Here is a 13,265-nt window from a genome sequence, read left to right as displayed (position 1 = left end):
GCTTGAACCTTTTGTCTTATATAGAATTACGAATCACAAGAGATGTATTGATTTCAATTTTTGCATGGTGCTCACTTGGATTTTTAATGACTTCAATTAAAAAACGAGCAGCAATTTTACCCATAAAGGCTTTAGGAACATCAATGGTTGTTAATGGAGGATCCACAAAAGTGGAATAGGGAATGTTATCAAAACCAATGATGGCAACATCTTCTGGAATACGATATCCCATTTCCTTAAAAGCCCGCATAGCACCTATGGCAATTTCATCATTGTCCGCGAAGTAACAGGAAGCGACAGGCTCCTTATTCTTCAGTATTTCCAGCATATCTGCATAAGCGCCTTCAACGGAACACGATAATAGATGCACAATGGATTTAGAAACAGGATAGGAATTAGTTCGAACCCCATTATAAAAGCCTAAAGAGCGTTCGGCAAAATTCTGAATGTTCTGACTAGCATGCAGATATCCAGGCTGTTTATGATGTTTTTTTATCAAATATTCGGTTGCCGATTGGGCACCATCTACATTGTTGATCACTACACAATTGGTTTTGATATTTGGAAAATACGTATCCAGCAGCAAGATTGGAATTTCCAGTTTTTGAAAATAAGAAAACTCATTTTGATTCATAGTGGTTCCCAATAAGATGATTCCAGCATAATGATAGGAATTTAAAGTGGCTACCTTTTCTTCCAGATTATCTAGATCATGAATGTGATGAACAACCAGTTGAAAGCCATTCTCTTTTACCGTTGTTTCTACACTGGTGGCTAGCTCTGTAAAAAAAGGTGTATCAAACACAAAATTTTTATGAAAAAAAACAAACGCAATTTCATTTGATTTTTCCATCTTTTTCTGAATACGAGAAAAATCATATCCCATCTCTGTAGCAACATCAATAATTTTATGACGCATAGCTACACTGACACCGGGTTTATTATTAAGTGCCATGGAAACGGCAGCGGTTGAAATATTTAGTTTTTCGGCAATTTGTTTAGCTGTGATTTTCATAGGAGTATTATATCAAAATTTTAAAGGAGTGAAAAATATGATTCATAAAATCCAGGAAATTCCCATCACAGAAGAAAGCTATCCGTTTTCAAGTGCAGCTAAATACTGTGATTTTAAAAAGAATCATTACATTGAAAAAGAATATTTTATTATGGGAACCAGCAATGTATATGAAAGTGATGGAAATACAGGTGAAGTAAAAATCAAATATAAAGATGTTTCTTATCAGAATCGAATCGTTGTTCGTATGCCAGAGAATGTTGAAAAGGCAAGTGGAAATGTAGTTGTAGAGATCATAAATCCTACTTCTTTTATGGAAATTGAAAGAATGTGGATTCTGGGACATGAAAAGTTTATTCGGGATCAAGATATTTATGTAGGTATTACCAGTAAACCTAACACCATCGCAAAATTGATTGAATTTGATAAAGATCGATATAAATCTTTGTCGTGGCCAAATCCCAATCCAGAACCTTTTCCTTTTACACAGGAAGATGTGATTCGAAAACATTTACTGCCGGATTTAGATGTATCTTACGAAACTGGATTGTTCTGGGATATGTTGACAGATTTAAATGAACTTTTAAGAAAAGAGGATGCATCCAATCCAATTGAAAAATATCCTCATTCCTATATTTATTTAACGGGATGGTCACAATCTGCGTGTTACTTATTTCGCTATTTAAACAGTTTTCGTAAAGAAAAGACATTTGATGGATATCTGGCAGGTGGAGGAATTCGAAATTTAATTGTTCCAGTCAATCAATATGAATCTTGTATGGATTATGATTTTCGTTTAACTCGAGTGGAATATTGTCCAGAACCATTAATTTCTGTACAGACTGAAAGTGAAAATGGGCAATTTGATGCTTTCCGGACCAAGAGAATGGATAGCAACGATCCGAATTTCCTGTATCGTGAATACGAGGTGACAGGAAGTTCACACGATACGATGTACAGTTATGTGAATTATTATCGCAATGACAAAGATCTGAAACGAATTCATATGCTTCCTGAATATCATGGTAAACATGAAGAAGGAAACGATTATCCTTCACAGATTTTATTTGCGGCCGCTTTCCGAAATTTATTTCAATGGGTTCGAGATGGAATTGGACCCAATTCCTGTCAGCGCATTCGTATGGAATTTGATGGAAGCAATTCAAAAGATGTTTTTGGAAATACGATGGGTGGATTAAGAACTTGTTTATTAAACTATCCAACCGCTCGATATAGTGCTTCAAGTCAGGTTGAAATTGGTCAAAGTTTTGTGGATCCCACTAGTGATAAAGATCCTTTATTTGGATATCAGAAAGCTTTTTCTGCCAGTTTTTTACAGGAATTGTATGGTTCTTTATCCAATTATGAAAAGTTATGTAGAAAAGATACCAAAGAACAAGTATCTAAAGGATTTATCTGCAAAGAAGATGCCGATAAACTTGTGAAGATTGCTGTTTCATTGGCTAAGAAAAGAGGATTGAAATGAGAGTTGAACGATATCGAACATTGCGATTGTATTTTGAAACACAAATAGAAGACCCTTATTTTAATTGTGAATTGAAAGCCATTTTCACCAATGGGAAGACTTCTATTGTTCGAGAAGCGTATTGGGATGGTTTTCAGAAAATGGGAATTGCCTTTAGTCCTGTTTTATTGGGAGATTGGCAATATCGATTGGAAAGCAACGATTCAGAACTAAATGGAAAAACAGGATGGATCGAATGTGTTCCTTATAGTGGAACATTAGATATATATAAACATGGATTTATTAAAGTCAGCCAGGATAAACGTTATTTTACTTATGCCGATGGAACTCCTTTTTTCTGGTTAGGAGATACGCATTGGGAATTTGCGTACAAAGAAAAATGGGATCAATCCAATCATCCGCATATGGATAGTATGTTTAAAGGGATGGTGGATCTTAGAAAAAAACAAGGCTATACCGTTTATCAGACCAATTTAAGAAGTGATGAACTTATGGGTGGCAAAGAACATTACTGGAAAGAGAATCGACCCAATGTTTCGTTTTATCAGAATGAACTGGATCGAAGAATGGAATACATTGCCGATGCAGGTTTGGTAAATGCACTTGGATTGGCATGGTTTATGTCGATTGAAAATCAGGTTGAAAAGTACAAGGAACTGGCTTCCTATATTGTAGCTCGTTATGGAAGTTATCCTATGGTTTATACCATAGCTGGAGAAGTGGCTGGATATGAAGTTTCAAAAAGAGATTTCTATATTGATCAATGGAAAATAATAGGAGAATTCATTCATCATATAGATGGCTATCATCATCCTTTAACGGCACATTATACCAATGAAAGGCCATTTGCGACTTATTATCAGGAAGAAGAATGGATGGACTTTACATTAAATCAGGCTGGACATGGAGATTACATCATCAAGGCGAGTGATTATTTAAATTATAAAAAAGATAAACCTTTTGTGGAAGGGGAAGCTTTCTATGAGTATTGTTCCACTCTGGAAGAAAATGGAACACGATTATGTGATGAAGATATGGTCAGAAGAGTGGCTTATATCACAATACAATCTGGAGGATGTGGTTACACATATGGCGCACAGGGAATCTGGGACTGTGTATGGGAAAAAGGAATGGAAAATAAAATGAGCCTTTTTAATCGCTTTGATATTCCATGGTATATAGCCATTGATGGAAATGCGGGTAAACAGATGGCTTATTTTAAACAGTTTTATTTAGATCAGCACTTTGAAGAGCTTTATCCCTATCATACAAGCCAGGGGGCTGAAAACGATCCATTTGGAAAGAAGATGCCAATGGTAACGGTATCAAAAGACCATACGCATTGGGTGTTTTATTATCCGGCTTCTACGCGAAGAAGTGGTGTATTGAATGGCTTTGTTCCAGGAAATTATAAATGTATGTGGTTTGATCCTAGAAGCGGACAATATCGTAAAGAAAAAGATCAGATTATTGAACAGAGTTGGAAAACAATTTCAAAGCCAGATGAAAAAGACTGGTGTCTTGTATTAAAAAGGAGAAAATATGATAAAGATTAAATTAGGGTTTGCCCCTACTCGCAGAAGCATTTTTTCGGCTCCAGCAGCAGAAGAATATGCGAATAGAACAAGAGAAAAATTAAAAGAGATGAATGTGGAATTCGTTGATATAGATGATATTGCACAAGATGGATTGTTGCATGATGATAACGATCGTATAAAAATTCAGGAAAAATTTAAAAAAGAAAACATTGACGGTTTATTCTTCCCTCATGGAAATTTTGGAACAGAATACGAAGTAGCTCGTCTGGCAAAAGAAATGGGTGTTCCGGTTTTATTATGGGGACCTAGAGATGAAAGACCCGATGCGAATGGTATTCGTTTAAGAGATTCTCAATGTGGATTGTTCGCAACAGGAAAAGTATTAAGACGTTTTCAGGTTCCATTTACCTATTTATGTAATTGTGATTTAGAAGATGAAGAATTTGAAAGAGGCATCAGAAACTTTTTGGCAGTATGTAATGTAGTCAAAGTGTTTAAAAAGACACGCATACTTCAAATTGGACCTCGTCCATTTGATTTCTGGTCTACGATGTGCAATGAAGGAGAACTGTTAGAAAAATTCAACATTCAATTGTCTCCGATTCCTATGCCAGAATTGACTTCAAAAATGAAACAGGTAAAAGGAAGTCAATCTGTAATGGATACCATTCAATATTGTAAAGAAAATTTTAATGTGTGCATTTCCGAAAAACAGCTGGAAAATGTTGCTTGTTTAAAAGTGGCAATGAAACAATTAGCCAGTCAATATGGATGCAATGCGATTGCGATTCAGTGCTGGAATGCTCTACAAAGTGAAATTGGGATTATGCCATGTGCAGCGAACAGCTTATTAAATGAAGAAGGTCTTCCTGTGGTCTGTGAAACCGATATTCATGGAGCCATTACAGCGGTATTGGCGGAAGCAGCTGGTATGGATGAAGCTCGAACATTCTTTGCGGACTGGACCGTTCGACACCCTGACAACGACAATGCAGAACTTTTGCAGCACTGTGGACCTTGGCCTGTTTCCTGTGCTTCCTGTAAACCAACGATTGGGTATCCTTTAGCTTTTGATTATCCAGGAGCTGTAGAAGCCCAGGCAAAAAAAGGCGATATGACTCTGTGTCGTTTTGATGGAGACAATGGAGAGTATTCTTTGTTGTTAGGAAATGCCAAGGGGGTGGAAGGACCTTACACAAAGGGAACGTATGTATGGGTAGAAGTGAAAAACTGGAAACGTCTGGAAGCAAAAATTGTAGAGGGACCATACATTCATCATTGTGTTGGAATTCATAAGGATATCGTTCCTGTTTTATATGAAGCCTGTAAATACATTGGAGTAAAACCAGATCTATATGATGATAACGAAGAAGAAGTAAAAGCGTATATTCGAGGTGAATAAAATGGATGCATTGACAAGAAAAAGTTATGAATTAAGAAAAGACATTATTGAAATGATGCATAAATCAAAAGCGGGACATGTAGGTGGAGATTTAAGTGTAATTGATATTTTAAATGTTTTATACAATGAAATCATGAATGTGACACCAGAAAACTTCAAAGATGAGAATCGAGATCGATTCCTGTTAAGTAAAGGACATTGTGCCGATGCTTTATTCGTTGTATTAGGGGATAAAGGATTCTTTGATAAACAGGAAGCCATTGATACATTTTCTCAGTACAATTCAAAATTTATTGGACATCCAAATACGGATATCAATGGAATTGAAATTAATTCCGGTTCATTAGGACATGGATTGTCCATTGGGGTAGGAATGGCCATTGCGGGTAAAATGGATTCCAGATCGTATCGTACGTATGTTGTTTTAGGAGATGGGGAAATGGCAGAAGGGTCAAATTATGAAGCGATGATGGCTGCCAGCCAATATAAACTGGACAATTTATGTGCTACAGTGGATTTGAATCGTTTACAGATTTCTGGCACTACAGATGAAGTTATGTCCACTTCTTCTTTATCGGAAAAATTTGCCTGTTTTGGATGGAATGTGATTGAAGTAGAAGATGGAAACGATTGTACACAATTGGTTGATGCGTATCGTAAAGCCGAACAATGTAAAGGAAAACCAAGTGTTGTCATGGCACATACAGTGAAAGGAAAAGGTGTTTCTTTTATGGAAAATGAAAAAGCCTGGCATCATGGAGTAATGAGTGAAGAACAATACAAACAGGCTATCAAAGAAATTGAGGAGGTACTATCATGAATACCATTACCAATCGACAAGCCATTTGCGATGTCTTATTAGAAAAAGCTAAAAAAGATAAAGAAATTGTTGTCGTATGTTCCGATTCTCGAGGATCGGCTTCGTTAACTCCCTTTGCGAATGCATATCCGGAACAGTTTGTGGAAGTTGGGATTGCCGAACAGGATCTGGTAGGAATTTCAGCGGGACTGGCTTCCTGTCATAAAAAAGTATTTGCGGCTTCTCCTGCTTCCTTTCTGACAACCAGAAGCTATGAACAGGCTAAAGTGGATGTGGCTTATTCACAAACCAATGTTACTTTAATTGGAATTTCTGGCGGCGTCAGCTATGGAGCCTTGGGGATGACACATCATTCGTGTCAGGATTTTGCGGCTATGTCCAGTTTAACGGGAATGCGTGTCTACAATCCAAGCGATCGTTTTCAGACCGCTAAATTAATAGAAAGTCTGTTAGAAGATGAATTACCTGCGTATATCCGTGTATCTCGAAGTGCAACGGAAGATATATATGGTGAAAACATGGATTTCACTCTAAACAAAGCCAATGTGATTTCTTCAGGAGCAGATGTATTGCTGGTTGCCTGTGGAGAAATGGTTCCATACGCAAAAGAAGCTATGAAACAATTAAACAAAGAAGGGATTTCAACTGGACTAATCGATATGTATTGCATTAAACCATTGGATGAAGAAACATTGATCCAGCAGGCAAAAGATGTAAATCTGGTGGTAACCATTGAAGAACATGCACCTAGAGGTGGATTGGGTGCAGCTGTGGCACAGGTCTTATCAAAATCTTGTCCAAAGCGTTTATTGGAATTGAATTTACCAGATGAACATTTAATATCCGGAACGAATAAAGAAATGTTTAAATATTATGGATTGGATACAGAAGGAATCGTTGCTTCTGTACGAAAAAATGTATGAAATATATATTAAGTATCGATCAGAGTACACAAAGCACAAAAGCTTTGTTGTTTGATGAAAAAGGGGACATTGTTTGTCGAAAAGATCGCAAACACAAACAGATTGTCAATGAATTGGGTCATGTATCTCATGATCCAAAGGAAATTTATCAGAATACCATTCTTTCTATTCAGGATGTCATCGAAGAGAGTTCTATTCTTTCTTCGGATATAGTGGCTATGGGAATTTCCAATCAAAGAGAAACAACGGTTTTATTTGATGAAAAAGGAAATCCATTAACCGATGCCATTGTATGGCAATGTGCCAGAGCCAGTGAAATCTGTAAGCGATATGAAAGTCATAAAGAAGAAATTTATGATATTACAGGACTGGTATTATCTCCATATTTTCCTGCCAGTAAAATGGTATGGTTAAAAGAAAATGTAAAACCAGAAGGAAATTATCGTTTTGGAACCATTGATACATGGCTGGTTTACTGTTTGACTCATGGCCAATCGTATAAAACAGATGCATCCAATGCTTCAAGAACTCAATTGTTTGATATTCATACAGGAGAGTGGTCGGATTCACTATGTGCTTTATTTGGCATTGAAAAAGAACATTTACCAGAAGTCTGTGACAGTGATTCTTGTTTTGGGATGAGTGATGTTGAAGGAATACTGGATCATGAAATTCCAATTTATGCGGTATTAGGGGATTCTCATGCGGCTTTATTTGGACAAGGCTGCCATCAGTCTGGACAAGTAAAAGTTACTTTGGGAACCGGTTCTTCCATTATGATGAATATTGGAAGTCAGTATATGAAAAGTCACAATGGACTGACCACTTCGCTGGCATGGAAAACGCATGGAAAAATGGAATATGTATATGAAGGTAATATCAATTATGCTGGAGCCATTATCAGCTGGATTCAGAATGATCTTGGATTGATTCAATCTCCAAATGAGACTCAACAAGCCATTGAACAGGCAAATGAAGAAGATGAAACAATCTTAGTCCCTGCTTTTTCTGGATTAAGCGCACCTCATTGGAATGAAAATGTAAGAGCCATCTTTTATAATATGTCCAGAACGACCAAAAAGAATGAATTGATTAAAGCTTCGGTTGAAAGCATTGCCTATCAGATTACCGACATATTAAATGCAATGGCCAGTGACAGCGCTCTGGCTTTATCTCAGGTAAAAGCGGATGGAGGCCCAAGCAAAAATAATTATTTGATGCAGTTTCTAAGCGATATGGCAAGATGTTCTGTTAAAGTTTCAAAACAGGAAGAATTATCGGCTATTGGAGTCGCTTATATGGCTGGAATTGCGGTGGGACTTTATCAGAAAGAAACATTGTTTTCTCATCGTGAATATATAGAATACAATCGAAAGATGGATATCAACAACTGGAAAAAGCGAATGGATCGCTGGTATGATGCTTTGGCTTTATTGTTGAGTAAGGAGGAATCATGTTAAGAATCGCACAAAATCATAAAACACTTGAAAAAGATGGAAACCCATTTTTCTATTTAGCAGATACTTGCTGGTCTGCTTTTACAAATATTTCAGAGGAAGAATGGGAATATTATTTATATAAACGAAAAGCACAGGGTTTTAATACCATTCAAATCAATATTCTTCCTCAATGGGATGCTTCCGATACAGATTTAAATTATAATCCTTTTATTGATAATGATCCTTATCAAATCAATATGGATTATTTTAAACATGCGTATCAAATGTGTAAAACAGCGAAAGAATATGGTTTTGAACTGGCTTTGGTGGTATTGTGGTGCAATTATGTACCTCATACATGGGCAAGTAAAATGATGAAAGATGACATTCTTCCGTTTGATTGTCTTGAAAATTATGTGAATGTCGTTCATGAAACTTTTACTTCTTTAAATCCTATTTACATTATAAGTGGAGATACGGATTTCCCAGAAAAAGAAACAGAAGATTATTATATTACCGTTGCCAGACAATTAAGATCAATGGCAAAAAACTGTTTATTCACAACGCATATAAAAGGTCGTTATTCTTATATTCCAGAAGAATTATTAGAATGTATGGATCTTTGTTTCTATCAAAGTGGACACAATGCCAAAGATCTAAGCATGCCTTATTCGTTAGGTGAAGCAATGCAGGAAAAATATCCAGATAAACCCGTTATCAATTCGGAACCATGTTACGAACAAATGGGATATTCAGGAGGAATGTATGGACGATGGACTCGAGAAGATGTAAGAAGAGCAGCCTATGTTTCTATTCTTTCAGGAGCTTGTGCAGGAATTACGTATGGAGCGGCTGGAATTTACAGCTGGCATAAAGTGGATAAAGGGTTCATGACAAAATTAGGGGAAGGATTTGACACACCTAAATCGTATCAGGAAGCCATGAACTTTCCAGGTGCCTGGGATTATGGATATTTAAAAGAAGTAATGGAAGCCTTTAAAGTCAATGCGTTAACTGCCAGACAAGATTTATTGTTGAATAAAACAGAAGATATTCGAGTAGCAGAAGATGAAAAGGGAACTCTTTTTGTGTATGTTCAACATAACACAAAAGTACGTTTTAATTGTGATTTAAGTGATTATACAGGAAAAGCCATTGATTTAGAAAATCGCTTTGTTTCGCAATTAAATATAAATAAGAATGGAATAGAAATGCATCCATTTAACCAGGATGCACTGTATATCCTTTGGAAAGGAGAATAAAAATGTTTCCAGATAATTTTTTATGGGGTGGAGCGACAGCGGCCAACCAGTGTGAAGGTGGATACAATGAAGGAAACAGAGGTTTAGCTAATGTGGATGTCATTCCTCATGGTAAAGATCGTTTTCCAGTTATGTTAGGAAAAATGAAAATGCTGGAATTGGATGATACACATTATTATCCTGCTTTAAATGGAATTGATTTTTATCATCATTATAAGGAAGATCTCGCATTAATGGCAGAAATGGGATTTAAAACATTTCGTATGTCCATTGCCTGGACGAGAATCTTTCCAAATGGAGATGAAGAGAAACCCAATGAAGAAGGTTTACAATTCTATGAAGATGTTTTTAAAGAATGTAAAAAATATGGGATTGAACCGCTGGTTACCATTACACACTTTGATTGTCCAATTCATCTGATCAAAAAATACGGTGGATGGAAAAACTATAAGCTGGTTGAATTTTATAAAAAACTGGTAACGGTATTGTTTACCCGTTATAAAGGTCTGGTTCATTACTGGCTGACATTTAATGAAATAAATATGATCCTTCATCTTCCTTTTATGGGAGCGGGTCTTGTTTTTGAGAAAGGAGAAGATGAAGAAACTTCAAAATATCTAAGTGCGCATCATGAACTGATCGCATCGGCCTGGGCAACTAAAATTGGTCATGAAATTGATGAAGAAAATAAAATTGGATGTATGATGGCAGCCGGAGATTTTTATCCATATTGTTGTAAACCGGAAGATGTATGGGAAGCCAAAATGAAAGATCGAGAAAATATGATGTTTATCGATGTACAGGCTAGAGGATACTATCCAAATTATGCGAAAAAGAAATTTGAAAGAATGGGATTGAATCTTCCTTTGTCAAAAGAAGATGAAATGGTAATGAAAGAAAATACAGTGGATTTTATTAGTTTTTCTTATTATTCTTCTCGTTGTGCAACCACTTTAGAAGATGTAAACAATTCAGTTGGAAATGCATTTAAAGGAGCAAAGAATCCCTATCTAAAAGCCAGTGAATGGGGATGGCAGATCGATCCGCTTGGATTAAGGATCACAATGAATACATTATACGATCGTTACCAGAAACCGTTGTTTATTGTGGAAAATGGTTTAGGAGCTAAAGATGAAATCATAGATGGAAAGATCGAAGATGACTATCGCATTGAATATTTAAGAGAACATATCAAAGAAATGAAAAAAGCTGTAGAAGAAGATGGTGTCGAACTTTGGGGCTATACTCCATGGGGATGCATTGATCTGGTGAGTGCTTCGACTGGAGAAATGAGCAAACGTTATGGAATGATTTATGTAGATTTGGATGATGAAGGAAAAGGAAGCTTTAAAAGATATAAGAAGAAAAGTTTTGACTGGTATAAAAAGGTGATTGAAACCAATGGAGAGGAATTGTGATATGGCGTTTCCAAAAGATTTTTATTGGGGTGGGGCTACGGCTGCCAACCAGCTTGAAGGTGCCTGGAATGAAGATGGAAAAGGGATAGCCTGTCCAGATATTTGTACAGGAGGAAGTGCAAATACTTCGAAACGAATCACTCCAGAAATAAAAGAAGGTATTTTCTATCCATCTCATCAGGCCATCGATCATTATCATCGATATAAAGAAGATATTAAATTGTTTGCGGAAATGGGATTTAAAATGTATCGTTTTTCCATTTCGTGGACTCGTATCTTTCCAAATGGAGATGAGAAAGAACCAAATGAAAAGGGTTTACAGTTTTATGATCGTTTAATTGATGAGTGTTTAAAATATAATATTGAACCAATGATTACCATTTCTCATTATGAAGTGCCATTTGGATTGACAAAAAAATTCAATGCCTGGGTAAGTCGAGAAATGATTGATTGTTATTTGAATTACTGTAGAGCGATTTTTACTCGATACAAAGGAAAAGTAAAATACTGGCTGACATTTAATGAAATTAATAGTGCGACTACACCTGTGGGAGGATTTTTAAATCAGGGAATCTTAAATGAAATTAAAGAAATGGAATTTATGAATCAGGTTGATATTCCCCAAAATCGTTTTCAGGGATTGCATCATCAGTTTGTAGCCAGTGCATTGGCAGTAAAGCTGGCTCATGAAATCGATGAAAATTATCAAGTGGGATGTATGAATATTATGGCAACCAGCTATCCTTTAACTTGTAAACCAGCTGATGTATTATACAATCAGAAACAATCACAAATTATGAACTGGTTTTGTTCGGATGTACAGTGTCGAGGAAAATATCCAAATTATATTCATAGATATTTTAAAGAAAACAATATCGAAATTCATATGAAAGACAATGACGAGCAGATTTTAAAAGAAGGATGTGTTGATTTCTATACTTGTTCGTATTATATGTCAAACTGCCAGACTTCAGATCCAGAAAAACAGATTTTAGGAAAAGGAAATTTATTGGGAGGAGTGCCAAATCCGTATTTAAAAGCGAGTGACTGGGGATGGCAAATCGATCCAGAAGGATTACGTTTTTCGTTGAATGAAATATGGGATCGTTACCAGTTGCCTGTTTTTGTAGTGGAAAATGGATTGGGTGCTTATGACAAAATAGAAGAAGATGGAAGTATTCAGGATGATTATCGAATTAATTATTTAAAATCACACATTGAACAGATGCATGAAGCCATATTAGATGGTGTTAATTTAAAAGGCTATACACCATGGGGATGCATTGATCTGGTCAGTGCTTCTACCGGAGAAATGCGAAAACGTTATGGGTTTATTTATGTTGAAAAATACGACGATGGTTCGGGAGATTTTTCAAGAAGAAAGAAAAAATCGTTTTACTGGTATAAAAAGTTAATTGAGACCAATGGAGAAGATTTAGATTAGGGCATAAAAAAGTGCCCTTTTTCTATATTTAAAACAAAAATTAGAAAAAAATTAAAAAAAAGATACTTTTTTTCAAAAAAAGAGTTGACTGAAGGGGAAGGATTTGGTAGTATAAGTGAGCGCTCGACAGAGAGCAGCGAAACGATCTTTGAAAACTGAACAAGAAAACCTGAAAGAAGTACGAAAGTACAAGGAAAAGAACAGCAACGTCAATTTAAAAGAAGGAAGAAAGATGTGTCAGAACATCTAGAGAGCTAAATCAAATGGAGAGTTTGATCCTGGCTCAGGATGAACGCTGGCGGCATGCCTAATACATGCAAGTCGAACGGGATATCTTCGGATATCCAGTGGCGAACGGGTGAGTAACACGTAGGTAACCTGCCCATGTGCTCGGGATAACGCCTGGAAACGGGTGCTAAAACCGGATAGGTATCGCTTCTGCATGGAAGAGATATTAAAGGAGCTGCAAGGCTCTGAACATGGATGGACCTGCGGTGCATTAGCTGGTTGGTGAGGTA

Annotated in this window: 10 protein-coding genes and 1 rRNA gene; 10 read left to right on the top strand and 1 reads right to left on the bottom strand. The window is 36.3% G+C overall.

The features are described 5' to 3' along the window. Nucleotides 1-16 precede the first annotated feature (16 nt). Nucleotides 17-1,015 carry a LacI family DNA-binding transcriptional regulator gene (locus FYJ50_RS01280; RefSeq protein WP_154459237.1) on the bottom strand — a complete coding sequence of 333 codons (999 nt, stop codon included), beginning with the start codon at nt 1,013-1,015 and terminating at the stop codon, nt 17-19. A 37-nt stretch (nt 1,016-1,052) separates the two neighbouring features. Here FYJ50_RS01280 and FYJ50_RS01275 point away from each other — a divergent pair, with 37 nt between their 5' ends. From FYJ50_RS01275 to FYJ50_RS01230, 10 genes are all read left to right on the top strand, one after another. After that, nucleotides 1,053-2,501, top strand: coding sequence for an alpha/beta hydrolase domain-containing protein (locus FYJ50_RS01275; RefSeq protein WP_154459236.1), 1,449 nt, complete (start codon nt 1,053-1,055; stop codon nt 2,499-2,501). Beyond that, on the top strand, nt 2,498-4,057 hold the full coding sequence (locus tag FYJ50_RS01270; protein WP_154459235.1) for a glycoside hydrolase family 140 protein: 1,560 nt from the start codon (nt 2,498-2,500) through the stop codon (nt 4,055-4,057). The genes FYJ50_RS01275 and FYJ50_RS01270 overlap by 4 nt, the downstream gene beginning before the upstream one ends. Beyond that, a complete protein-coding gene (locus FYJ50_RS01265) occupies nt 4,044-5,441 on the top strand; it encodes an L-fucose/L-arabinose isomerase family protein (protein ID WP_154459234.1) in 1,398 nt (465 codons plus the stop codon). The genes FYJ50_RS01270 and FYJ50_RS01265 overlap by 14 nt, the downstream gene beginning before the upstream one ends. A gap of 1 nt (nt 5,442) precedes the next feature. Continuing rightward, nucleotides 5,443-6,261 carry a transketolase gene (locus FYJ50_RS01260; RefSeq protein ID WP_154459233.1) on the top strand — a complete coding sequence of 273 codons (819 nt, stop codon included), beginning with the start codon at nt 5,443-5,445 and terminating at the stop codon, nt 6,259-6,261. After that, nucleotides 6,258-7,184: a transketolase family protein gene (locus FYJ50_RS01255; protein WP_154459232.1), complete on the top strand. Its 927-nt coding sequence runs from the start codon at nt 6,258-6,260 to the stop codon at nt 7,182-7,184. The genes FYJ50_RS01260 and FYJ50_RS01255 overlap by 4 nt, the downstream gene beginning before the upstream one ends. Further along, nucleotides 7,181-8,644, top strand: coding sequence for an FGGY-family carbohydrate kinase (locus FYJ50_RS01250; protein WP_154459231.1), 1,464 nt, complete (start codon nt 7,181-7,183; stop codon nt 8,642-8,644). The genes FYJ50_RS01255 and FYJ50_RS01250 overlap by 4 nt, the downstream gene beginning before the upstream one ends. Beyond that, the gene (locus tag FYJ50_RS01245; RefSeq protein ID WP_154459230.1) at nt 8,638-9,885 is read left to right on the top strand and encodes a glycoside hydrolase family 140 protein; all 1,248 of its coding nucleotides are present in this window, start codon (nt 8,638-8,640) and stop codon (nt 9,883-9,885) included. Before FYJ50_RS01250 ends, FYJ50_RS01245 begins: the two co-directional genes overlap by 7 nt. A 2-nt stretch (nt 9,886-9,887) precedes the next feature. Then, nucleotides 9,888-11,303: a 6-phospho-beta-glucosidase gene (locus FYJ50_RS01240; protein ID WP_154459229.1), complete on the top strand. Its 1,416-nt coding sequence runs from the start codon at nt 9,888-9,890 to the stop codon at nt 11,301-11,303. A 1-nt stretch (nt 11,304) separates the two neighbouring features. Further along, nucleotides 11,305-12,747, top strand: coding sequence for a glycoside hydrolase family 1 protein (locus FYJ50_RS01235; RefSeq protein WP_154459228.1), 1,443 nt, complete (start codon nt 11,305-11,307; stop codon nt 12,745-12,747). 260 nt (nt 12,748-13,007) lie between these two features. After that, nucleotides 13,008-13,265, top strand: a 16S ribosomal RNA gene (locus FYJ50_RS01230); the annotation flags it as partial.

The organism is Floccifex porci (assembly GCF_009696175.1).
GTDB lineage: Bacteria > Bacillota_I > Bacilli_A > Erysipelotrichales > Erysipelotrichaceae > Floccifex > Floccifex porci.
This window is presented reverse-complemented; position numbering and strand designations above follow the sequence as displayed.